At 65.3% G+C, this 23,884-nt stretch carries 20 protein-coding genes; 16 read left to right on the top strand and 4 right to left on the bottom strand.

Going from position 1 to position 23,884, the window contains the following annotated elements; genetic code table 11:
• Positions 1-7 precede the first annotated feature (7 nt).
• Together J0H39_22155 and J0H39_22150 are read left to right on the top strand one after the other, a co-directional pair.
• Entirely contained in the window at positions 8-790 is a 783-nt protein-coding gene (locus tag J0H39_22155; protein MBN9499469.1) for an SDR family oxidoreductase, read from the top strand.
• 8 nt (positions 791-798) lie between these two features.
• Positions 799-1,485, top strand: a complete 687-nt coding sequence (locus J0H39_22150) for a ThuA domain-containing protein (GenBank protein MBN9499468.1) — start codon at positions 799-801, stop codon at positions 1,483-1,485.
• Position 1,486: 1 nt separating this feature from the next.
• Here the strand turns inward: J0H39_22150 and J0H39_22145 are convergent, their stop codons facing one another.
• From J0H39_22145 to J0H39_22130, 4 genes are read right to left on the bottom strand one after another with little or no spacing between them, the layout of a single operon-like run.
• Complete coding sequence (locus J0H39_22145; protein MBN9499467.1) at positions 1,487-2,350, bottom strand: TauD/TfdA family dioxygenase; 864 nt, start codon at positions 2,348-2,350, stop codon at positions 1,487-1,489.
• A gap of 5 nt (positions 2,351-2,355) precedes the next feature.
• Positions 2,356-4,242: a TRAP transporter fused permease subunit gene (locus tag J0H39_22140; protein ID MBN9499466.1), complete on the bottom strand. Its 1,887-nt coding sequence runs from the start codon at positions 4,240-4,242 to the stop codon at positions 2,356-2,358.
• 14 nt (positions 4,243-4,256) lie between these two features.
• Positions 4,257-5,210, bottom strand: coding sequence for a TAXI family TRAP transporter solute-binding subunit (locus J0H39_22135; GenBank protein MBN9499465.1), 954 nt, complete (start codon positions 5,208-5,210; stop codon positions 4,257-4,259).
• A 46-nt stretch (positions 5,211-5,256) separates the two neighbouring features.
• Positions 5,257-6,141: an NAD(P)-dependent oxidoreductase gene (locus J0H39_22130; protein ID MBN9499464.1), complete on the bottom strand. Its 885-nt coding sequence runs from the start codon at positions 6,139-6,141 to the stop codon at positions 5,257-5,259.
• Between the two features lie 514 nt (positions 6,142-6,655).
• Here J0H39_22130 and J0H39_22125 point away from each other — a divergent pair.
• The 14 genes from J0H39_22125 to J0H39_22060 all read left to right on the top strand — a co-directional run bounded on the left by J0H39_22125 (position 6,656) and on the right by J0H39_22060 (position 23,881).
• The gene (locus J0H39_22125) at positions 6,656-7,543 is read left to right on the top strand and encodes a TauD/TfdA family dioxygenase (GenBank protein MBN9499463.1); all 888 of its coding nucleotides are present in this window, start codon (positions 6,656-6,658) and stop codon (positions 7,541-7,543) included.
• A gap of 26 nt (positions 7,544-7,569) precedes the next feature.
• Positions 7,570-8,547: a tripartite tricarboxylate transporter substrate binding protein gene (locus J0H39_22120; GenBank protein ID MBN9499462.1), complete on the top strand. Its 978-nt coding sequence runs from the start codon at positions 7,570-7,572 to the stop codon at positions 8,545-8,547.
• 18 nt (positions 8,548-8,565) lie between these two features.
• Positions 8,566-9,039 carry a tripartite tricarboxylate transporter TctB family protein gene (locus J0H39_22115; protein ID MBN9499461.1) on the top strand — a complete coding sequence of 158 codons (474 nt, stop codon included), beginning with the start codon at positions 8,566-8,568 and terminating at the stop codon, positions 9,037-9,039.
• A gap of 16 nt (positions 9,040-9,055) precedes the next feature.
• On the top strand, positions 9,056-10,564 hold the full coding sequence (locus J0H39_22110; GenBank protein ID MBN9499460.1) for a tripartite tricarboxylate transporter permease: 1,509 nt from the start codon (positions 9,056-9,058) through the stop codon (positions 10,562-10,564).
• Between the two features lie 144 nt (positions 10,565-10,708).
• Entirely contained in the window at positions 10,709-11,308 is a 600-nt protein-coding gene (locus tag J0H39_22105; protein ID MBN9499459.1) for an ANTAR domain-containing protein, read from the top strand.
• 342 nt (positions 11,309-11,650) lie between these two features.
• Complete coding sequence (locus J0H39_22100) at positions 11,651-12,928, top strand: ABC transporter substrate-binding protein (GenBank protein ID MBN9499458.1); 1,278 nt, start codon at positions 11,651-11,653, stop codon at positions 12,926-12,928.
• Positions 12,925-14,217, top strand: a complete 1,293-nt coding sequence (locus tag J0H39_22095) for an ABC transporter substrate-binding protein (protein ID MBN9499457.1) — start codon at positions 12,925-12,927, stop codon at positions 14,215-14,217. Before J0H39_22100 ends, J0H39_22095 begins: the two co-directional genes overlap by 4 nt.
• 13 nt (positions 14,218-14,230) lie before the next feature.
• The gene (ntrB, locus tag J0H39_22090; GenBank protein ID MBN9499456.1) at positions 14,231-15,127 is read left to right on the top strand and encodes a nitrate ABC transporter permease; all 897 of its coding nucleotides are present in this window, start codon (positions 14,231-14,233) and stop codon (positions 15,125-15,127) included.
• Positions 15,128-15,140: 13 nt separating this feature from the next.
• Positions 15,141-15,938 (top strand): ABC transporter ATP-binding protein, encoded by a 798-nt coding sequence (locus tag J0H39_22085; protein ID MBN9499455.1) that lies wholly within the window; start codon positions 15,141-15,143, stop codon positions 15,936-15,938.
• The gene (locus J0H39_22080) at positions 15,935-17,128 is read left to right on the top strand and encodes an NAD(P)/FAD-dependent oxidoreductase (protein MBN9499454.1); all 1,194 of its coding nucleotides are present in this window, start codon (positions 15,935-15,937) and stop codon (positions 17,126-17,128) included. Before J0H39_22085 ends, J0H39_22080 begins: the two co-directional genes overlap by 4 nt.
• 3 nt (positions 17,129-17,131) lie before the next feature.
• Positions 17,132-18,904 (top strand): NirA family protein, encoded by a 1,773-nt coding sequence (locus J0H39_22075; GenBank protein MBN9499453.1) that lies wholly within the window; start codon positions 17,132-17,134, stop codon positions 18,902-18,904.
• Positions 18,892-20,436, top strand: a complete 1,545-nt coding sequence (locus J0H39_22070) for a sulfite reductase subunit alpha (GenBank protein ID MBN9499452.1) — start codon at positions 18,892-18,894, stop codon at positions 20,434-20,436. Before J0H39_22075 ends, J0H39_22070 begins: the two co-directional genes overlap by 13 nt.
• On the top strand, positions 20,436-23,015 hold the full coding sequence (locus J0H39_22065; GenBank protein ID MBN9499451.1) for a molybdopterin-dependent oxidoreductase: 2,580 nt from the start codon (positions 20,436-20,438) through the stop codon (positions 23,013-23,015). Before J0H39_22070 ends, J0H39_22065 begins: the two co-directional genes overlap by 1 nt.
• Positions 23,015-23,881, top strand: a complete 867-nt coding sequence (locus tag J0H39_22060; GenBank protein MBN9499450.1) for a bifunctional precorrin-2 dehydrogenase/sirohydrochlorin ferrochelatase — start codon at positions 23,015-23,017, stop codon at positions 23,879-23,881. The genes J0H39_22065 and J0H39_22060 overlap by 1 nt, the downstream gene beginning before the upstream one ends.
• The last annotated feature ends 3 nt before the right edge of the window (positions 23,882-23,884 follow it).

Genomic DNA, 23,884 nt, shown 5'->3' with positions numbered 1-23,884 from the left:
CCACGAAATGCCGAACAGCAAACGCGTCGTTCTGATCACAGGTGCCGCTGGGGGCTTGGGGCTCGCCATCGCCGCGCGCTTCCACGCGCATGGCGACCAAGTCGCGCTTCTCGATCTCGACGCCAAGGCGCTCGACACGGCGGCGGCGACGTTGCCGGGCAGTCTCGCCGTCGCGGGCGATGTGACCGACGAAGCGTCGATCGAAGCCGCGATGGACAAGATCGCGGCGACTTTCGGGCATTCGCCCGACGTGCTGGTCAACAACGCCGGGATCGTGCGTTTCGGCGATCTGCTGGAACATTCGGTCGCGGATTTCCGCCGCGTGATCGACGTCAATCTCGTCGGCGCTTTTGTCGTCGCGAAATCCGCGGCCAAGCGCATGGTCGCGCGCAAGCATGGCGCCATCGTCAACATCACCTCGCTCAACGCCGTCGCCCCCAGCCCCGACGCGGGCGCCTATCCGGCGGCGAAGGCGGGGCTCGCCTCGCTTACCCAGCATCTCGCCTTGTCGCTGGGGCCGCGCGGTATACGCGTCAACGCGGTGGGGCCGGGCTTTATCGATGCGGGCATGTCGGAACAGATCTATCGCGACGACACGGTGCGCGATCTGCGCAGCCGCACCGTGCCCGCACGTTCGCTGGGCAAAGCGGAAGACGTGGCGAACGCCGTGTTCTTCCTGGCCTCGCCCGAGGCGCGCTACGTCCATGGCCAGCATTTGATGGTCGATGGCGGCGTGTCGTTCAGCTTGAAGCTTCAAATGCCGCGCCCGGCGCCCAAGCCGCGCGTATGAGCGGGCGCGTGCGCAATCTCATCCTGACCGGCGGCATCGGCCATCCGTTCGCGGATTCGGCTTCGGCTCTGGCGGCGTGTCTCGCCGACGCCGGTTGCCGCAGCGACGTGACCGAGGATATCGATGCGGGGCTCGAAACCCTCGCTTGGGGCGAATATCGTCTGGCGACGCTCTATGCGCTGCGCTGGACGATGACGACCGGCGAGAAATACGCGCCGCATCGCGCGCAATGGGGGTTCGCGCTGTCGCCGCGCGGGCAATCGGCGCTGGAATCCCATGTCGCGCAAGGCGGCGGTTTGCTGGTGTTGCACACCGGCCTGATCTGTTTCGACGATTGGCCGGGCTTGCGCGACATTACGGGCGGCGTGTGGCGCTGGGGCGTTTCCAGCCATCCGCCGCGTGGTCCCGTGCATGTGGCGCCGACCGGCCGCGCGCATCCGGTGATGGACGGCGTGCCCGCGTTCGATCTAGCGGAGGACGAGGCCTATCAGGATCTCGACCTGCTGGACGACATCGCGCCGCTGGCGACCGTGCGCGCGACGGCGTACGACAAGGGTGCGTGGCCGGCCGTGTGGGCGCGCGGCCACAAGAAGGGCCGGGTGGTGTGCGACACGCTGGGTCACGACCGGCGTTCGCTGGAAACGCCGGCCCATCGCCGCTTGCTCGCCAACGCGGCGCGCTGGCTGACGGAATAGCTCAGAAGGGCGCGTCGCCCTTGACGACGACGCGCATCAGCACGCGCCGGTGCTTGCCCATCTCGTAATTCGCGATGGCGCGATGCAGCGTGCAGCGATTGTCCCAGAACATCAGATCGCCCGGCCGCCAATTGTGGGTGTAGACGAAGCGCTCCGACGTCGCGTGCGCTTGCAGTTCCTCGACCAGCTTGCGGCCTTCCTCGACCGGCATGCCGTCGATATGCGAGCAGTACATGCCGAGATAGAGCGACTTGTCGCCCGTTTCCTGATGCGTGCGCACCAAGGGATGGGCAATCGGCGGCGCGGAAGCGAGATCGTCTTCGGTCGGCGGCGCGCTGCCGGTGTAGCGGCGCATATATTCCAGCGAATGGACGACGCGCATGCCTTCGATGCGCTTCTTCGTGCCGTCAGACAGCGCGCGATAGGCGGCGGTCATGTCGGCGAACTGCGTGTCGCCGCCTTTAGGCGGCAGCTCGACCGCGTGCAGCATGGTCGTCAGCGCCGGCTTTTTCAGGAACGACTTGTCCGTGTGCCAGAAATAGTTCGAGTTGATGAACGGCTTCTCGACCGGATTGCCGTTGGCGTCGAGATTGGTGACCGTGTGCACCGCGTCCCATTTCGAGCCATCGTGCTGACGCACCGTATGGCCTTCGATCGCGCCGAAAGCGCTCGCGAAGGCGAACATCTTCTCCTTCGTCAGGGCCTGGCCGCGCACGGCGACCAGGCGGTGGTCGCGGAACGCGGTCTTCAGCGCGTCGAGATGGACAGGATTGGAAAGATCCGCGCCCTCGATCGACGCGCCGAAACCCGCCATCAATGGCGCGATCTGGAAGGGCGCGACGGCACCCGGATTCGCGATACCCATGTCGTTCACTCCGCGCCGGCCGGCGTCTTCTTCGCGCGGCCCAGGAAGGCGAGGCCCGCGAGGATCGCAAGGCCGGCGAGACCGACCATGCGGTCGGGGAAAATCAGCAAGATGCCCGCGACGATCGCCGCCGTGCGCTCGACCGTCGATAGCGGATGGCGCCAATAGCCGACGAGGGCCGCCGATACCGCCAGGATGCCCGCGAGCGTGGCGCCCGTGGCGAGGATGATGTCGATCCATTCGCCTTGCAGCAGCAAGGCGGGCTGGTAGACGAACATGAACGGCACGATCAAGGCGGGCAGCGCGATGCGCGTGGCCGAGATCGAGACCTTCATGCCGGATTCGCCCGCGATGCCGCCCGCCACGTAGCACGACACGGCGGTCGGCGGCGTGAGATCGGAGATGACGCCGAAATAGAAGACGAAGAGATGCGCCGCGATCGGCGGCACGCCCATCTTCGCCAGTGCGGGCGCCACCAGGATCGCGACGATCAGATAGGTCGCGGTCGTCGGCAGGCCGGTGCCCAGAAGGATCGCGGCCAGCGCCGTCACGGCCAGAAGGCCGATCAGCGTGCCGCCCGAGAAACCGACGATCAGCGACGTGAATTTGAGACCGAGACCGGTCAGATCGGTCACGTTCATCACGATGCCGATAATGGCGCAGGCGGCGGCGATCATGACGGCGCCCCGCGAGGCTTCCTCGAGCGCGTCGAGGATGTTGCGCCATTGGATCTTGCGGCGCGCGATCAGTTCGCGGCCGAGCCACACGGGAATGAACGACAAAGCGGCCCAAGCGCCCGCGCGGCTGGGCGAGATCTGCTCGATGCCGAGCAGGTAGATCAGCACGCCGACGGGAACAAGGTAGTGCCAGCCTTCGCGGATCACATCGCCCATCTTGGGCAATTCGTCGCGCGGCGTGCCCTTCAGGCCGTGGCGGGCGGCTTCGAGATCGGCGGTGATGAACAACGCGATGAAATACATCGACGCCGGAATGAACGCGGCCTTCGCGATCTCGAAATAGGGCACGTTCAGCAGATCGGCCATGATGAAGGCCGACGCGCCCATGATCGGCGGCATGATTTGCCCGCCGACCGACGCGGCCGCTTCGAGTGCGGCCGCGATACGGCCGGAATAACCGGCGCGCATCATCGTGGGGATCGTCACCGTGCCGACGGCGGCGGCGTTGCCGGGGCCCGTGCCGGTGATCGTCGCGAACAGCGCGCTCGCCAGCACCGAAACCTTGGCGGCGGCACCGCGCGAAGAACCGATCGCGGCCTGGGCGAGGCGGATGAAGAAATCGCCGCCGCCCATGCGCATCATGAACGCGCCGAACAGGATGAAGACGTAGATATAAGTGGCGCTGGAACCCAGAGCGGTGCCGAAGATGCCTTCCAAGCGGATGAACATCGACGACACGACTTGGGAATACGAGAAACCCGGATGGCCGACCAAACCCGGCAGATGGGGACCCAGGAAGGCGTAGGCCAGGAACACCGCCGCGACGATCGCGAGCGAAGGGCCGGCCGTGCGGCGGGTGGCTTCGAGCAGCAGCAAGGTCAGGACCGTGCCGAGGACGAGATCCATCGGCAGCGGGTCGATAACGCGCAAAATCTCCGGGGATGTGAACTCGATCGCCGCGTAGACGCAGACGACGACGCTCAACACCGCCGCGGCGATACGGGTGAACCGGTCGAAAGGACCGGAACGCCCGCCGCCGGGTGTTATGAGAAAGAGCATCGCAAGCGCGAAGGCGAGATGGACGCTGCGCTGGATCATCGGCGAGAAGACGACCGTCAGCGCCGTGTAGAGATGGAATGCCGCCATCGACAGGCCGACCGCGCCGGCCGCGTAGCGCATGTAGCGCTCCGTGCCGGCGGCGGGGCCTTCGTTCATCTCGCCCGTTGAGCTCACTTCAACAGACCTTTTTCGGTCAGATAACGCTGCGTCGCGGAATGCAGCGCGAAGCCCGGATACTGGGCGGTGTTGGCGGCGGTCGACGTTCCGGCCGGCCGGAACGAGCCGACGAGCTCGTCGTATTTCTCGTCCAGCATCTTGACGATCTTATAGCCGAGTTCGGCGGGGAAATCGTCGCGCACGACGACGTAGCTCCACTCGGTCACCGTGCGCGTATCGGCCGAAAGATTCTTCAACGCGTTGGTGTAGACGTCCTTGTCGATCTGGAAGTCGCCGTACCAGCCATACTTGCCCTTGATCTTGCCGACTTCGTCGCCCGACAGCGGGATGATGCGCGCCCCGCGCGGATGCGTGGCGACTTCCGTCACGACCGGGCAGGGCAGCGGGCAGAGATAGAACATCGCGTCGAGAACATTGTCCTTATACGCGTTGATGCCTTCGCCCTTGCCGAGATACTCGACGCGGAAATCGCTTTCGCGCATGCCCAGCGAGTCGAGCACGCGCTGGAACAGATAGGCTTCGCCGCCCTGGCGCGTGCCGACCGCGACGCGCTTGCCCTTGAGGTCGGCGAGCGTGCGTGCGGGCGATTCCGCCGGAACGATGATGTGATAGGGCGTCGTGAACATCGCGTAGAGCGTGCGCAGACGCGTCTTCTGGCGCCAGTCCGCACCTTGCAGCAGGAACGCCGCGCCCGGCTCGGTCACGCCGATCTTCACTTCGCCGCGTTCGATCAGCATCACGTTCTCGGCCGTGCCGCCGCTGCGCGCGCTGGCTTCGACGCCGGGGATGTATTTGTTGATCATCGTCGCGACGGCGGCGAAATAGAGATGCGACGTGCCGCCGGACGAGGAGCCGGCCATCACGAGCCGTTCCTGCGCGCCGGCGGCCATCGGTGCCGCCGTGAACAGGGCGGCGGCGACCGCAAGGTTGCGTCCGAATTTCATCATTTGGGGTTCCTCCGGAGGGTTGTCGTTGTTTCTTGTCGGGTGAGCGTCAAGCCGCTTGCGCGTCCGCTTGGCGCTCCAGCGTCAAAATCACGGCGGCGAGATCCTTTGCGCCATGCCCGTCCGCGGCGGCTTCCAGGAAGCATTTGCGCGCCGTCTCGGGCAAACGCAGCGTCATCCCGTGCAGGCGCGCGGTGGCGGCGGCGCAGTCGAGATCCTTGATGATCGTGGTGAGTGCCGAGCGCGGCTCGAAGTCGCGCGGCAGGAAGTGCTGCGGCATCACGCGCTCCAGCGTGTTGCTGCGCGCCGAGCTTGCGCGCAGCACGTCGTAGACCTTCTGCGGCTCGATCCCCGCCTTCGTCGCCAGCACCATCGCCTCGGCGATCAACACGTGCATCGTGCCGGTGATCAGGTTGTTGCAAAGCTTGATCGCCACGCCGGTTCCCGGCGGGCCCATGAACGTGACGCTGCCGCCGACGGCGTCGAAGATCGGCTTGGCGCGATCGAACGCGGCTTGCGTGCCGCCGACCATGACGCTGAGCGTGCCCTTGGCCGCGGCACTCGGGCCGCCGCTGACCGGCGCGTCGAGATACTGAATTCCGGACGCCGCAAGCCGGTTGGAGATTCTGATCGACGTCGCCTGATCGATCGTCGAAAAGTCGACGCAGAGCAGGCCGCGCGGCGCGCCGGCGGCGATCGTTTCGGGCGCTAGAAACAACGATTCCGAATCGTGTGGCGTCACGCGGCAGCCGCACAACGCGTCGATATTGCGGACCAAAGCCGAGAGATTCTCGGCGCGGATGGCGCCCTCGGCGACTAAGCGGTCGCGCTCGGCCGTATTGCGGCTGAACACGGCGACCGAATGCCCCGCGCCGAGCAGGCGCCGCACCATCGGCGTGCCCATATTTCCAAGACCGACGAACCCGATGCGCAAAGCCGCGTCTCTCCCGTTGCGCCGCGCGTCGCGGCGTTTCGTATTGATGCCATTTCGCCTCATGCGCGAAGGGCATGTCCAAAACACAATGAAACGCGCGTCATATAAAAATTATATGGGGCGAATTGTATGCCGTCGATCTGCGCTTCCGCCCGCATCGCGCGCGGAAGCGATTTCATGTCGGAGACCGATTAATTCCGGCTTGTGCGAAGCGAACCAGTTCTTCGCGTCGGCGAGAAGCACCTTGTTTATAGATGCAAGCTGCGCGTCCGTGGCATCGACCGCGATCGGATTGTTTCGACGCCGAATTCTTTGATCGGTTTTCGCGTCGCATACCAGCTCGAACTACTCGGTTCTTGAATTTCTCATTTAAAGCTGCATACAAATCGAGGACTGGAGATGCGGATTTACGTTTCGCAGCGAATGCGGTCCGTGAAAATCTCCAATGCCGCGCGATCAATCCGCGGGTCGAGGAACGCTTTATCAGGAGACACTTTTTCAGGAGACATGAGTGATGTCTGACGTTTCGGGAAACAGCGGGCCGGCGCCATTCACGATCCGCCCGCTCTCGGACAAATTCGCGGCCGAGATCATCGGGTTGGACTTGCGCAAACCGCTGAACGACGCGACGCGCAAGGCCGTGCTGGACGCTTTGGTCCGCCACAAGGCCATCTGCTTTCGCGACCAATCGCTGAGCGGCGAGCAGCAAGTCGCTTTCACGCAGCAATTCGGTTCGCTCGAGCTTTTCGTCATCGCCAACCGGGGGCGCGAAAATCCGCTGCCGTTGCTGAACATCGTCACCAATATCGGCCGCGACGGCAAGCCGCTCGGCGATCTTGAAACCAAGCGCTGGCACACCGACAAGTCGTTCCTGTCCACGCCGTGTTTCGCGACGATCCTGCACCCGGTCATTTTGCCGCCGATCGGCGGCGAAACGTGCTTCGCGGATATGTGCGCCGCCTACGACGCGTTACCCGCGCCGGAGAAGGCCAAGCTGGAGAATGTCCGCATCGTCCATAGCCGCGAGTACTCGATGCGGCGCGCCGGCAAGGTGCCGACGGCGCAGGAGATCGCGGATGCCGGCCCGCCGATGTCGCACCCGCTGATCCGCGTGAATCCCCATTCGGGCCGCAAGGGGTTCTTCATGGGCGAGCACGCCGCGTATCTCGAAGGCCGGGAAAGCGAAGGCCGCGCGCCGATCGATGCGCTTGAGGCCTATGCCACGCAGGATCAGTTCGTTCATCGCCACGCGTGGAGCAAGGGCGATGTCTTGATGTGGGACAACGGCAGTCTGCTGCATCGCGGCGCCGACAATTTCAACGTCGAGGTGCAGCCGCGCGTGCTGCATCGCACCGTTCTTAGCAACCTGAACGCCGAATTGAAGCTCGCACTCGCTTCTTGATCATTTCCCCGACAGGAGAAACCCCCGTGAAATCCTTCGCCAAACTTTCCCGCCGCGGCGTGTTGTCCGCGGCCGTGCTGCTGGGCGCCGTTTCCATGGCGCAAGCCCAGTCCTATCCGTCGCGCGAGATCACGCTCGTCATCCCCTTCGGCATCGGCGGATCGACCGATATCATCGGGCGGCAGTTCGCCGGCGAGCTTGCGAAGGCGATGAGCGCGAAGATCAACGTCGAGAACAAGCCCGGCGGAACCGGCACGATCGGCAGCACCCAGGTCATCCAGTCGAGGCCCGATGGCTATACGATCGGTTTCGTCGCGAACGACGCGCTGGTCCTGCAGCCCCTGTTGAATCCGTCGCTCGTCTTCAAGTCGCCGGACGACTATCAGCCGATCGTCAAGCTCGGCTATCGCTCCGACGTTCTTTACGTGCGCACGGAAGCGCCGTGGAAGAACTATGCGGAATTCGTCGCCGACGCGAAGCGCAATCCGGGCAAGATGCGCATCGCCATTCCCGGCGTGGGCACGCTGGGCGAACTTTCGATCCAGAAATTGAACAAGGTCGCGGGTGTGCGGATCGTGCCCGTGCCGTTCAGCGGCGGCGGGGCCGAAGCGACGCTGGCCGTGCTGGGCGGCCGTGTCGAAGCGAGTGCGGGTTCGGTTTCCGTGGGTGCGGGGCAGGTCGCGGCGGGTAAGTTGCGCCCGCTTGCGGTTTTCCAGCGCGGCAAGCACGCGGTGTTTCCCGAAGCTGATTCGATCGACGATGTCCATGCCGATGTGTCGATTTTGGCCGAGTTCTATCTCTTCGGGCCAAAGGGCCTGCCGAAGGATGTGCTCGACAAGCTCGTCGCCGCTTCGACCCAGGTCGGCCGCAGCGAGGATTGGGCCGTGTTCGCCAAGAAGCAGGATTTCACGCCCGACGTGAAAGGCCCGGACGCGACGAAGGAAGATCTTCTGCGTCAGGGGCGGGACTTCGCCGAAAGACTTAAAGACAACGCGGCGAAGTAAACCGGAAATCCCTGCGTCATGAACGTGTCGCGCATCCAGAAGCGCAAAGGCTATCTCGCCGTCGGCGGGGCCGGATTGTTGCTGTCTGCGGGCTATCTCGGGGCGTCGGCCCGGCTCCCCTTCGGGGAGCTGGCCCGGCCCGGGGCCGGCGTCTTTCCGCTGTTGGTCGGCGTCTTGCTCGTGATCGGAAGTTTGAGCACGTTGTGGGAAGGCTTGCGGACCGCGCCCGTGGAGCGGGTCGATCTGCCCGCCGGTCGGGATCGTCTGCGACTGCTCGTGCTCCTGGCGGCGCTGTTCGTCTACATCGTCGCCTTGCCGTGGCTGGGGCAGCTCGTCGCGAGTGCCTTGTTCCTGATCCTTCTCATGCGCGTGCTGTCGGACGTGACTTGGCCGCGCGTGATCGTCGCGTCGCTGATCATCTCCGCGACGCTCTACTTGGTCTTCGTGCGACTGCTGAACGTTCCGATGCCGCGCGGAATACTGGATATCTGAAGGAAGGCCGATACGGATGGAGCCCCTCGAAGGACTTTTGTACGGGCTGAGCCTCGCCTTCACTTATCAGAACCTGCTCGCCGCGTTCGCGGGCGCGTTCGCCGGGACCGCGATCGGGGTCTTGCCGGGTTTCGGCCCGACCGCCGGGCTTGCGTTGTTGCTGCCGTTCACCTTCGCGATGGGGCCGAGCACGGGCCTCATCATGATGGCGAGTATGCTTTACGGCGCCATGTATGGCGGCTCCACCACCGCCATTCTGATGAACATGCCGGGCGAAGCCGCCTCGGTGATGACGTGTATCGACGGATACAAGCTCACGAAGAAAGGGCGGGCCGGCGCCGTTCTGTTCATCGTCGCCGTCGGTTCTTTCGTCGGCGGCACGATCTCGGTCATCGGCGTCATGTTGTTCGTGCCGACGCTCTCCGAACTGGCGATCATCTTCGGTCCGGGCGAGTTCTTCGCGTTGACGGCGGGCGGCTTGCTTTTGCTATCGCGAATATCGGCCGGTTCGGTGGCGGCGGGCCTGTTGCCGATGGCGATCGGGCTTCTGCTCAGCACCATCGGTCAGGAAGCGGTTTCGGGCCAATATCGTTTCACGTTCGGCATCAACGACCTCAGCCAGGGATTGGAATTGGCGGTCCTGGCGGTCGGTATCTACGGCATCGCGGAGATCATGTTCGTCGTCGAGGCGCTGACCGCCCAGACGAAGCCGATGCGCGTGCGGGTTCGCGAAATGCTGCCGACGCGCGAGGAGATGCGGCGCTCCTGGGCGCCGATCGGGCGGGGCACATTTGTTGGATTTCTATTCGGGCTGATTCCGGGGCCCGCGACGACGCTGTCCACTTTCACGGCCTATCGTCTCGAGAAGGCGGTCTCCAAATACAAGAACGAGATCGGCGAAGGCGCGGTCGAAGGAGTTGCCGCGCCCGAAACGGCCAACAACGCGGCGGCGACGTCGTTGATGGTGCCGCTGCTCGGTCTCGGAATTCCCTTCAGTTCGGCGACGGCACTGATGCTCGGCGCCATGATGGTGCACAACGTGCAGCCGGGCCCGTTGCTGATGACCAGTTACCCGGAGATTTTCTGGGCGGTTATCGCGTCGATGTTCATCGGCAACATCATGCTGGTGGTGATCAACGTTCCGATGATCGGCCTCTGGGTCAACATGCTGCGGATCCCGGTCTATATTCTGCTGCCGACGATCTTGATGATGGCGGTTATCGGCGCCTATAGCCTGCGCAACAGCATGTTCGACGTGTCGCTGCTGCTCGGGCTCGGCATGCTCGGCTATGTATTGCGCAAGCTCGAATTCCAGCTGGCGCCGCTGGTCGTCGGCGTCGTGCTCGGCCCCATGATCGAGAAGCATTTCCGCGAAGGGCTTTTCATGAGTCAGGGCGATCTCTCGGTGTTCTGGGATAGCTCGATCTCGATCGGAATCTGGGGCGCGATCTTCGTCGTGATCATCCTCAGCGGCACGATGCGGATGTGGAAGCACATCTTCCCGCCTGCGGAAGGCGACCAGTAGCCGCGATGGGGCTATCGCGTTCGCGCGCCCCGCTCGCCCGCCGCACGACAACGGGTGCTGCACCCGATCGGACGCCGTCGGCGATCCGGCGGGTTCGGTAAGCCGCCGCCGCGCCCGGCACGCGCCCTGCAAGTGCGGGCGCGGATGTCCGCGCTCGAGCCCGAAGTCATTGATATCGTTCTGGTCGACGCCGACGCGTCGCGCGCCGAACTGGTGCGCGAGGCGCTCGACGGCTCGGGCTATCGCATCGTCGCGACGCTCGGCCCCGGCGACGACGTCATCGAAGGCATTCGCCGCCACAAGCCGGGCCTGGTGATCGTCGATATCGAATCGCCCGATCGCGACACGCTCGATTCCATGAAGGCGGTGGCCGGCGAGGGCGCGCAACCGGTGGTGATGTTCGTCGACGAGTCGGACGAATCCGCGACCCGCGAAGCGATCCGTGCCGGCGTCAGCGCCTATATCGTCGATGGCTTGGCGCCCAAGCGGGTCAAACCCATCCTTGATGTCGCGGTCGCGCGCTTTCGCGAACATCAGCGTTTGAAGGCGGAGCTCGACGCGGCGCGCGCGGGTTTGGAGGAACGCAAGACGATCGAGCGCGCCAAGGGCATTTTGATGGACAGCAAGGGGATCGGCGAGGAAGAGGCGTTCCGCACCTTGCGCAAACTCGCCATGGATCGGCACCAAAGATTGGCCGATGTCGCGCGCGAACTCGTCTCCTACGCGCAGCTTCTGAAACGCTGACCGCACGAAATTTGGGCGCGTGCGCGGTACGATTGCCCGTTTTTTGCTGCGCCGCACCCGGTCCGCCGCATCCGCGCGCGCGGCGATGACTCGCCGGAATCCCAGGCCGAAAGCCCACGAATCGCGGTCCGGCGCCAATTGGCACGCGCGTTGCTGAATACCGAGCGAACTGCACGCGTGCGGTCGCGGTCTCGGCAATGGCGTCGAGGACGGGCCCCACGCAAGCGACGGGCGAAAGCCCCAGGGACAACGGCGTCCCGCAGAGATCAGACGCGCCAATGCTCGGCGCGGGATCGATGCGGACGCCGTTTTTGTTTTTGGGCCCGGATTTCCGGGTTCGGGATCGCGTTGGGGGGCGAAAACGACGTGCAAGGGCTCGAGAAAACGCAGCTGACCTTGGGGTTCGTGCCGCTTTCCGATTGCGCGCCGCTGGTCGTGGCGCGCGAGAAAGGGTTCTTCGAACGCCAAGGCCTGTCGGTCGATCTGTCGCGCGAGGCTTCGTGGGCGACGGTGCGCGACAAGGTCGCGGTCGAAGCGCTCGATGGCGCCCAGACCCTCGCCGCCATGCCGCTTGCGGCCACGCTCGGCCTTGGCGGCAATCGCAAGGCGATGGTCACGGGCATGACGATCGGCCTCAACGGCAACGCGATCGTCATCTCGCGCGAGCTTTGGCGCGAACTCGACGACGGTTCCGGCCTCGATCCGATGGCGACGGGCGAATCCTTACGCCGCGCGCTCGACGCGCGTCGCGCGCGCGGTCTGAAGCCGCCGCGCTTCGGCGTCACTTTCGCGTATTCGAGCCATAACTATCTGCTGCGCTACTGGCTCGCCGCGTCGGGCATCGATCCCGATCGCGAGGTCGAGTTGGCGGTCGTCCCGCCGCCGCGCATGTTGCGCAGCCTGGTCGACGGCGAAATCGACGGCTATTGCGTGGGCGCGCCCTTCGGCCAGCTTGCGGTCGATCTCGGCGTCGGGCGCTTCGCTGCCGCGACCTACGAGGTGTGGAACAACCACCCGGAAAAGATTTTCAGTGTCACGCGGTCCTGGGCCGAGCGGCATCCCAACACGCATGTGGCGCTGGTGATGGCGCTGATCGAAGCGTGCCGCTGGCTCGACGATCCGGCCAACCGCTTGGACGCGGCGCGTTTGCTCGCGCGATCGGATTATTGCGACGCGCCGGAATCGATCCTGATGGCGACGTTGGGCGGCACGGTGCAGACCGGGGCGGGTCCGCGCCACATTCCCGATTTCCACGTTTTCCATCGCTATCAAGCGAATTTCCCGTGGCGCAGTCAGGCGCTGTGGACGCTCGCCCAGATGCGCCGCTGGGGCCAGATCGGGCCGGAAGTGGACGTCTACGCGCTGGTCGATGCGGTGTGCCGGCCCGACGTCTATCGCGCCGCCGCGCGCCGTTTGGGCGTGGCTTCGCCCGACGTCGATTTCAAGAGCGAAGGCACGCATCGCGACAAATACACGCTCGAGACCGGCGAAGGCCCGATCGAGCTGGGTTCCGACATTTTCTTCGACGGCCGGGTTTTCGATCCCGTGCCGCACGATTCCGATCCGGCGGGTTCTTCGCCCGCGACCCTCAACCCCAATGCCAAGGAGATCGAACGATGACCCGCAAGCTCGGCCGCCGCAGCCTTTTGAAGGGCGCTTCCGCCACCGCCGCCTTGTTCGCCGCCGCGCGCGCGAGCTTCCCCGCCGGCGCTTTCGCGCAGAGCGCGGGCCCCGAGACCAAGAAAGCCGTGCTCGGCTATATCGCGTTGACCGACAGCGCGCCGCTGATCATCGCCAAGGAACGCGGGCTGTTCGCCAAGCACGGCGTGCCCGACGTCGAAGTTTCCAAGCAGGCGTCGTGGGGGGCCACGCGCGACAACATGGTGCTGGGCGGGGCCAGCAACGGCATCGACGGCGCGCATATCCTGCGCCCGATGGTGCATATGATCACGACCGGCTTGGTTACGCAGAACAACGTGCCCACGCCGATGTATGTGCTGCTAAACCTTAACGAGGACGGGCAGGCGATCTCCGTTTCCAACGAATATAAGGACCTCGGCGTCGGCAAGGATTCCTCGCCGCTCAAAGCCGCGTTCGAGCGCAAGAAGGCGCGTGGCGGCGAATTGACCGCCGCCGTCACTTTCCCGGGCGGCACGCACGATCTTTGGATGCGTTACTGGCTCGCCGCCGGCGGCATCGATCCCGACAGCGATATCCGCGTGATCGTCGTCCCGCCGCCGCAGATGGTCGCGAATATGCGCGTCGGCAATATGGACACGTTCTGCGTGGGCGAGCCGTGGAACGAGCAGCTGGTGAACCAGAATATCGGCTTCTCGGCGCTGACCACGGGCGAGCTGTGGTTCAACCACCCGGAAAAGGTGCTCGGCATGCGCGCCGAGTGGGTCGATAAGAACCCGAAGGCCGCGCAAGCGATCATGATGGCGGTGATGGAAGCCCAGCAATGGTGCGCTGGCGACGGCAACAAGGACGAGCTCGCCAACATCGTCGGCCGCCGCCAATGGTTCAACGTGCCGCCCGCCGACATCAATCTGCGCCTGAAGGGCGACATCAATTACGGCAATGGCCGCGCCGAGAAGGGCACCAATCTCTACATGAAGTTCTGGGGCAAGGGCGGCACGGTGTCCTATCCGTGGAAGAGCCTCGACACCTGGTTCATGACGGAGAACATCCGCTGGGGCCGCTACAAGCACGATTTCGACGTGAAGGGTCTGGTCGACAAGACCAACCGTTCGGATTTGTGGATCCAGTCCGCCAAGGCGCTCGGTATCTCGGATCACGTGTCGGGCGATTCGCGCGGCGTCGAAACGTTCTTCGACGGCGTGAAATTCGATCCGGCGAACCCGGCCGAGTATCTCAAGGCCGTGCGCATCAAGCGCGCGGCGGTCTGAGGGAGCGATGGAAATGGGCCTACCCGCACGCAAGCTCGAGACGGTGCCGGCGGCGAAAGCCGCCGGGCCGGCCGCGATCGTGCCGCTCAAGCGCGCGACCCCGTCGCTCGCCGAACGGATCAAACCGATCCTGAACGCGTTGTGGGTCAATCTGCTGCCCCCGGCCGTGACGGTCGCGATCATTCTCGCCGTCTGGCAGATCGCCTTCGATCGGCCGGGTGCCACGCTGCCCGCCCCGACGGTCGTATGGGATCAGGCATTCGACTTGATCTCGGAGCCGTTCTACGTCGCGGGCTCGCAGGATATGGGGCTGGGCTGGCGCGTTCTCACGTCGCTCCAGCGCGTGGCGATCGGCTTCGGCGCCGCCACGATCGTCGGCATCCTCGTGGGGGCGATCATCGGCCAATCGGTGTGGGCGATGCGCGGGCTCGACCCGGTGTTCCAGATATTGCGGACCGTTCCGCCTCTGGCATGGCTGCCCATTTCCTTGGCGGCGTTCCGCGACGCCAATCCTTCGGCGATTTTCGTGATCTTCATCACGGCGATCTGGCCGATCCTGATCAACACGGCGGTCGGCATCCGCAACATCCCGCAGGATTACCGTAACGTCGCGCAGGTGTTGCGGCTCAATCATCTTGAGTTCTTCGCCAAGATCATGCTGCCCGCCGCCGCACCCTACATCTTCACGGGGCTGCGCATCGGCATCGGTTTGGCGTGGCTCGCCATTGTCGCGGCCGAAATGCTGACCGGCGGTGTGGGCATCGGCTTCTTCATTTGGGACGCGTGGAACTCCTCGCGCATTCCCGACATCATCGTGGCGCTGGTCTATATCGGCATCGTGGGTTTCGCCCTCGATCGGATCGTGGCTTTCGTCGCGACGCGCGTCACGCGCGGCACGGCTTCGAACTGAGGCGGAGGGCGAAATGAACGCTTATCTGAAGCTCGACCGGATCGACAAGTCGTTCAAGCGTGGCGGGACGACCAGCGAGGTTCTGCGCGACGTCAATCTCGACATCGCCAAGGGCGAGTTTGTGTCGATCATCGGCCATTCGGGTTGCGGCAAGTCGACGCTGCTCAACATCGTCGCCGGCCTCGCCGACACGACCAAAGGCGTCGTGTTCCTCGACGGCCAAGCGGTGGAGGAGCCCGGCCCCGATCGCGCGGTCGTTTTCCAGAACCATTCGCTGCTGCCGTGGCTCACGGTCTACGACAATGTGCGCTTGGCGGTGGACAAGGTGTTCGGCGGCGCGAAATCGAAGGCCGAACGCCACGATTGGACGATGCAGCAGCTCGAACTCGTCCATATGGGCCACGCCAAGGACAAGCGCCCGGGCGAAATCTCCGGCGGCATGAAGCAGCGTGTGGGGATCGCGCGCGCGCTCGCCATGCAGCCCAAAGTGCTGCTGATGGACGAGCCGTTCGGCGCGCTCGACGCGCTGACCCGCGCGCATCTGCAGGACTCGGTCATGGAGATCCATGCGCGCCTGGGCAACACGGTGCTGATGGTCACGCACGACGTCGACGAGGCGGTGCTGCTCTCCGACCGCATCGTGATGATGACCAACGGCCCGGCCGCGACGATCGGCGAAGTGCTGGACGTCGATCTCGCCCGGCCGCGCAAGCGGCTCGATCTGGTCGCCAACCAGACCTATCTGTCGGCGCGGGCGGCGGTTCTCGAATTCCTTTACGCGCGCCACAAGGCGCCGTCGATCGCGGCATGAGCGCCGCGCCGTCGCGCATCGTCGTCGTCGGAAATGGCATGGCGGGTCAGCGCCTGCTGGCCGAACTCGACGCGCGCGGCCGCGCGAACGGCGTTCTGGCGATCGGCGCCGAGCCGCATCCCGCCTATAACCGCATCCTGTTGTCGTCGGTCTTGGCGGGGGAAGCGACGCTCGCCGATATCGGGCTGGGCGATCGCGATTGGTACGCGGCGCGCGGCATCGATCTCGTCACCGGCGATCCCGTCGTTGCGATCGACCGTGCCGCGAAGACGATCACGCTCGCCTCGGGGCGCCGCGAGAGCTACGGCAAGCTGGTGCTCGCGACCGGCTCGCGCGCGATCCGTTTGAACTTGCCCGGCGCCGAACGCGCCGTCGCCTTTCGCGATCTCGTCGATATCGAACGCTTGCGCGCGGCCGAAACCGGTAGTACGGCGGTCGTTATCGGCGGCGGTCTGCTCGGCCTGGAAGCCGCGTATGGCTTGGCCAGGCGCGGCGTGCGCGTCGCCCTTGTCCATCTGATGGACGATCTGATGGAACGCCAGCTCGATGCGGCGGCGGCGCGGCTTTTGGCGCAAGAAATCGCCAAGCGCGGCATCGAACTGCACCTTGGCGCTTCGACCGACCGGATCGAAGCGGACGCCGTCGTGCTGAAGGACGGAAAACGCATTCCGGCGTCGCTCGTCGTTATGGCGGTCGGCATCGCGCCGGAAGTCACGCTGGCGCGATCGGCCGGGCTCGATTGCGGGCGCGGCATACGGGTGGATGATGCGCTATGCAGCGTCGATCCCGACATCCACGCGCTGGGGGAATGCATCGAGCATCGCGGCGCGTGTTTCGGCTTGGTCGGCCCGATTTGGAATCAGGCGCGCGTTCTTGCCGATCTCTTGGCCGGGCGCACGGCGACTTACGAAGGCTCGAGCGTCGCGACGACGCTCAAAGTCTCCGGCGTGTCGCTATTCTCGGCCGGGATCGTGCGCGAAACGCCGGGCGCGGAAACGTTGATTTTTTCCGATCCCGCCCTTGGCGTCTATCGCAAGCTGATCCTGCGCGACGACCGGCTGGAAGGCGCCGTGCTTTACGGCGACACCGAAGGTTCCGGCTGGTACGCCGACGCAATCGCCACGCGCCGCGACATCTCGCATTGGCGCGATCGCATCGCGTTCGGCGCACCTGTTTCCCAGGCGGCTTAGGCCATGGACGATTTCACCGACGAGCAAAAGCAATATCTCGCGGGCTTCGCGACCGGTGTCGCCGCGCGCCGTGCGGCTTTGGGCTTGCCCGCGGGGCTTGCCGTCGGCGGCGGCGGCTCGGCCGCGCCCAATCCCGACGCGGCGATGTTCGAGGCGCAGGATCGCGCGGTCGCGGCGGGCGGGAAGCTATCGGTCGAGGAACAGGCCAAGCGCAAAACGCCGCCGCTCGATCGCTGGAACGCGCTGGTCGCGGCCGCCGAAACGAATTCGGCCCCGAAAGGGTCCGACGTTTTTCTGACCAAGTATTTCGGCCTGTTCCATGTCGCGCCGGCGCAGGATTCGTATATGTGCCGCCTGCGCATCCATCATGGCGTGCTCGACGCGCGCCAGATGCGCGGCCTCGCCGATCTCGCCGAGAAAATGGGCGGCGGTTATTCGCATGTGACGACGCGCAACAATCTCCAGATCCGCGAAATCGCGCCCAAGGATGCGCCGGATTTCCTGATCGCGTTGCAGGAGCTGGGCCTCACCGCGCGCGGGACGGGCGCCGACAATATCCGCAACATCACCGGCAGCCCGGCCGCCGGGATCGATCCGCAGGAATTGATCGACACGCGCGATCTGGGCAGAAAGCTCCAGTACCATATTCTCAACGGCCGGCATCTTTCGGCGCTGCCGCGCAAGTTCAACATCGCCTTCGACGGCGGCGGCAAGATCGGCGTTCTGGAAGACACGAACGATATCGGCTTCGCCGCCGTGAAGATCGGCAAAGGCCACGGCGTGGCGCCGGGCGTGTGGTTCCGCCTGATGCTGGGCGGTATCACCGGCCATCACGATTTCGCGCGCGACACCGGCGTGGTCGTGGCGCCCAAGGACGCGATCGCCATGTCGGACGCGATTCTGCGCGTCTATTGCGCGCATGGCGACCGCACGGACCGCAAGAAGGCGCGGCTCAAATATCTGCTCGATGCGTGGGGCTTCGACAAGTTCCTCGCGGAAGTCGAGACGACGCTCGGCCGCAAGCTCGATCGCGTACCGCTCGAGGTTTGCGAACCGCGCGGGCCCATCGACCGGGCGGGGCATTTGGGCGTGCATGCGCAAAACCAGTCGGGCCTGAACTGGATCGGCGTTGTCATGTCGGCGGGGCGCATGGAAGCGGCACAGATGCGCGGCCTTGCGGCGATCGCCGAGAAATTCGGCAGCGGCGCGCTGCGCCTGACCGTTTGGCAGAATTTGCTGATCCCGGATGTGCCCGACGCGCAGCTCGACGCGGCCAAGTCGGCGATCGAAGCGCTTGATCTCGATTGGCGCGCGTCCAACCCGCGCGGCGGCTTAATCGCTTGCACGGGCAATGCGGGCTGCAAATTCGCCGCCGCGAACACCAAGCTGCATGCCGAGCGCATCGCGACGCATCTCGAAACACGTTTGGCGCTCGACACGCCGGTCAATATCCATCTGACCGGCTGCCATCATTCCTGCGCCCAGCACTATGTCGGCGATATCGGCTTGATCGCGACCAAGATCGACGCGGGCGACGCGCAGATCGAAGGCTATCACTTGTTCGTCGGCGGCGGGGCCGGGGCGGAGCGCGGGCTCGGCCGCGAAGTGATGCGCGATGTCGCGGCCGAAGCGTTGCCCGCGCGGATCGAGGCGCTGCTGACGGTCTATCTTGCCGGGCGCCAGCCGGGCGAGAGCTTCCATGCTTGGGCGTCGCGCCAGGATGTGGCGTGTTTGCGCGCCGCCCTCGAACCCTCCGCCAAGGAATTGGCGGCGTGACCGTCTATATCCCCAAATTGCCCGAGGAAGCGCCGTTCTCGGCGGCGCAGCGCGCGTGGCTCAACGGCTATTTCGCCGGCATGATGGGCGGCGACACGGGCGAGGCCGCCGCAGCGCCGGTCGTCGCGGAAGAGGATTTTCCCTGGCACGATCCGGCCTTCGATCTCGACGACCGCTTGGCGATGGCGAAAGACCGCGCCTTGCCGCGCCGCTTGATGGCGGCGATGGCGCAGCTCGATTGCGGCCAATGCGGCTATCTGTGCCAGACCTATGGCGAGGCAATCGCGTCGGGCGCCGAGAAATCGCTCGGCAAATGCGTGCCCGGCGGCAAGGAAACGAGCAAGGCGCTACGGGCCTTGATGGCCGAAGCGCCGGCCGTGGCGCCGACGGCGATCAAAGCCGAAGCGGCGCATCCGCCCGGCCGCTTGATCGCCGAGGCCGTCTTCAAGGGCGCGACGCCGTTGAACGGCGCGGGTTCGGCCAAGGATACGCGCCATGTCGTGTTCGATCTGTCGGGTACAGGGCTCGACTATCGCCCCGGCGACGCTTTCGGCCTTTATGCGCCGGTCGATCCCGCTTTGGTCGATGCGGTCGTCGCGGCGTTGGGCAGCGTGCCTTCGCAGATGGTCGAGCGCGAAGGCCGAAAAATGCCGCTGCGCGATATGCTGTCGACGACGCTCGATATCGCGCGGCCGGGCGACAGCGTCGTCGAGACGATGATGAAACATGCGGCGCGTCCCGAGGATCGCGAGGGGCTCGCCAAGATTCTCGATGGCGCCGCAGATGCGCCGCTCGCCGATCCCGATCTGCTCGATCTGCTGCTGAAATTCCCTTTCGTACGCCCGCCGCTCGACGAATTGCTGGCGAGCCTCGAGGAATTGCAGCCGCGCCTCTATTCGATCGCGTCGAGCCCGCGCGCGCATGAAGGCGAAGTGCATTTGACGATCGGCGTCGTGCGCTACAGGCGCAACGATCGCGCACGCCAAGGTGTCGCTTCGACCTTCCTGGCCGAGCGCCATCCGCCGGGTGCGAGGCTGCGCTGCTTCGTGCAGCCCGCACACGGGTTCCGCCTGCCCGACGATTTGTCGAAGCCGGTCATTATGATCGGGCCGGGGACGGGGATCGCGCCCTTCCGCGCCTTCCTCGAAGAACGCCGCGCGACGCAAGCGCCGGGCAAGAATTGGCTGTTCTTCGGCGATCAGCACGAAGCCTGCGACTTCATCTATCGCGACGAGATCGAGGCTTTCCAAACCGATGGTACGCTGACACGGCTCGATCTCGCTTTCTCGCGCGACGGCGCCAAGAAAATCTATGTCCAGGATCGCATGCGCGACGCGGGCGCCGAGCTCTGGGCGTGGCTGAACGACGGTGCGCATGTCTATGTCTGCGGCGACGCCAGCCGCATGGCGCGCGATGTGGACGCCGCGTTGCGCGAGATCGTCGCGGCGCACGGCAATATGGACGAAACCGCCGCCAAAGCCTTCGTCCAGAAACTCGCCGCCGATAAACGCTATCAGCGGGACGTTTATTGATGAAACCCACGCGCACCACGTGCCCTTATTGCGGCGTGGGGTGCGGCGTGATCGCCTCGTCCGACGGCACGATCAAGGGCGATCCTGAACATCCCGCGAATTTCGGGCGCTTGTGCTCCAAGGGCTCGGCGCTGGGCGAGACGATCGATCTCGACGGCCGCTTGCTCTATCCGGAGGTTGACGGCAAGCGCGTCGATTGGGATACGGCCCTGAATTGCGTCGCCGACGGCTTCGCCGAAATCGTCAAGCGTAGGGGCCCCGACGCGGTCGCGTTCTATGTTTCCGGTCAGTTGCTGACCGAGGATTACTACGCCGCCAACAAGCTGATCAAAGGCTGGATCGGAACCGCGAATATCGACACGAATTCGCGGTTGTGCATGGCGTCCTCCGTCGCGGGGCATAAGCGCGCCTTCGGGTCGGACACCGTGCCCGGCAATTACGAGGATTTCGAGCTCGCCGAGCTGATCGTGCTCGTCGGCTCCAATCTCGCCTGGTGCCACCCCGTGCTGCATCAGCGCTTGCTGGCGGCACGCAGCGTGCGCGGCGGCTTGCCCAAGATCGTCGTGATCGATCCGCGCCGCACGGCGAGCTGCGAAGATGCCGAACTGCATTTGCCGTTGAAACCGGGCAGCGACGTGGCGTTGTTTGCCGGGCTTCTTCGGCATTTGCACGAAACCGGCGCGATCGACGCCGACTATGTCGCCAAACACACGAACGGTTTCGCGGCCTTGGGCGATCTGCCCGATCGCGCGGCGGTCGCGCGCGATTGCGGCTTGCATCCGCGCGACGTGGCGGCGTTTTTCGACATGTTCGCGCGCACGCCGAAAACCGTCACGGTCTATTCGCAGGGCGTGAATCAATCCTCGGCGGGCGTGGACAAGGTCAACGCCATCGTCAATTGCCATCTCGCCACGGGGCGCATCGGCAAGCCCGGCATGGGGCCGTTTTCGGTCACCGGCCAGCCCAACGCGATGGGCGGGCGCGAGGTGGGTGCCTTATCGAATCAACTCGCGGCGCATATGGATTTCGCACCCACCGATGTCGATCGGGTGCGGCGCTTCTGGGACAGCCCAACCATCGCGACGAAACCCGGCTTGAAGGCCGTCGATCTGTTCGCTGCGATCGAACGCGGCGAGATCGAGGCCGTATGGGTGATGGCGACGAACCCGGCCGCCAGTCTGCCGGATGCCGATCGCGTCAAAGCCGCCCTCGCCAAGTGCAAGCTGGTCGTCGTGTCGGATTGCGTTTCGCGCACCGACACGCTCGACCATGCGCATGTGAAACTCCCGGCGCTCGCCTGGGGCGAGAAAGACGGCACGGTGACGAATAGCGAGCGGCGTATTTCCCGCCAGCGTCCGTTCTTGCCGCCGCCGGGGGAGGCGAAGCAAGATTGGTGGATCGTCGCGCAGGTCGCCAAGCGGCTGGGGGCGGGCGCCGCCTTCGCGTGGAACGGTCCGGCCGAGATATTCGCCGAGCATGCGCGGCTGTCGGCGTTCGAGAATGGCGGCACGCGGGATTTCGATCTCGCCCATCTGATCGATCTCGATTACGATGCGATGCGCCCGACGCAATGGCCCGCGCGCGAACGCTTCTTCGCCGCGGGCGGGTTCTACACGGCCGATCGTAAAGCGAGATTCGTTCCCACGGTGCCGCGCGCGCCCGTCAACGCGCCGGACGGCGCTTTCCCGCTGATCTTGAACACCGGCCGCGTGCGCGACCAATGGCATACGATGACGCGGACGGGAAAATCCCCGCGTCTTGCCGGCCATATCCGCGAAGCCTATGTCGCCATCAATCCGGAAGATGCGACCAAGCATGGCCTTAACGATGGCGGTTTCGCGAAACTCGCGTCGCGCTGGGGTGCTGCGATATTGCGCGTAAGTCTCGACGCGGGCCAAACGTCCGGCGAGATTTACGCGCCGTTCCATTGGACCGGCACGCACGGATCGCATGCGCGCGTCAACGCCACGATCAATCCGGCGGTCGATCCGATCTCCGGCCAGCCCGAACTCAAACACACGCCCGTGCGGCTCCAATCCTGGGTGCCGGCGTGGGAAGGCTTCCTGCTGCGGCGCGACGGTGCGGCACCTCTTGCCGATTATTGGCTCGCCAGTGCCGGTGTTGCGCATACGCGCTACGACCTTGCGGGGATCGGCGCGCCGGATATCGATGCGCTGATCGGACAGGCCGACGCGCGCATCGATTATATCGACGCGGCCGGTGGGCGATATCGCGCCGCGACGTTCAAAGACGGGCGCTTGGCGGCGGTTCTATTCGTCGGCCCGCGCGAGACCTTGCCCGACGGCGCCTGGCTCGCCGGGTTGTTCGCGAAGGATACGATCGATGCGGTCGAACGCCGCGCGCTGCTGTCGGGATATCCGCCATCGGGTGAAGCCTCGGTCGGCGCGCTGATCTGCGCCTGCCACGGCGTGCGTGCGGGTACGATCGAGGACGCGATCGCGGGTGGCTGTGCAAGTGCGGCCGCGATCGGGACGGCGACGAAGGCGGGCACCAATTGCGGCTCTTGCGTGCCCGAATTGCGCGCGATGCTCGCCGCCCTGATCCGGGAGGCCGCCTGATGCGCCATTTCCCGATCTTCCTCGATCTTTCGGGCAAGCCCGTTTTGGTGATCGGCGCGGGGCGGATCGCCGATGCCAAGGCCGAGCAGCTTGCGCAAGCGGGCGCCGTTGTCCGCCGCGCGGAAATTTTCGACACGATCGGCGTCGCGGCCCTCGCCGTTTGCGCCGATTCCGCGCAAGGCGAAATCGTCGCCGCTGCCGCGCGGGCGGCGAAAATTCCGGTCAATGTCGTCGATCGTCCGGCGCTTTGCGACTTCATTTGGCCTTCGATCGTCGATCGCGATCCCGTGACGATCGCGATCTGCACGTCGGGAACGTCGCCGGTTCTCGCACGCCATTTGCGCACGCGGATCGAGCTTGCCGTACCGGCGGCGTTCGGCCGTTTGGCCGAATGGGCGGGCCGATTGCGTGCGCGGATCGCGCGGGCGATCCCCGATCTCGGCGAACGGCGCGCGTTTTGGGAACGCGTCCTAAGCGGCCCGGCCGCCGATTTGGCGATGGCGGGCGACGCGCAAGCCGCCGAGCGCGCGCTAGACCGCGCGCTATTGGGGGCGGCGGGTCCCGAGGCGAATGTCGAGATCGTCGTTCTTCCGGAAGCCCCGGATTTGCTGACGCTTCGCGATCTGCGCTTGCTGCAGAACGCCGATACGATTCTCCATCCCGCCGGCATCGACGCGCGGTTCTTGGCGTTTGCGCGGCGCGACGCGGCGCGCATGATTTGCGGTTCCGCCGAAACGGATAATCCGGCGAATGCCGGGCGAATTATTCGCCTGGAAATGCCGAACTCCGCGCCCGCGGACCGCGCGGCGGGGCCCGTCGGCGCCACAACGGATGCGGCGGACGGTATCATGTTCGTGCGCCGATAAGTC

It is taken from the genome of Alphaproteobacteria bacterium, from assembly GCA_017308135.1.
Taxonomy (GTDB): Bacteria; Pseudomonadota; Alphaproteobacteria; order CACIAM-22H2; family CACIAM-22H2; genus Tagaea.
This window is presented reverse-complemented; position numbering and strand designations above follow the sequence as displayed.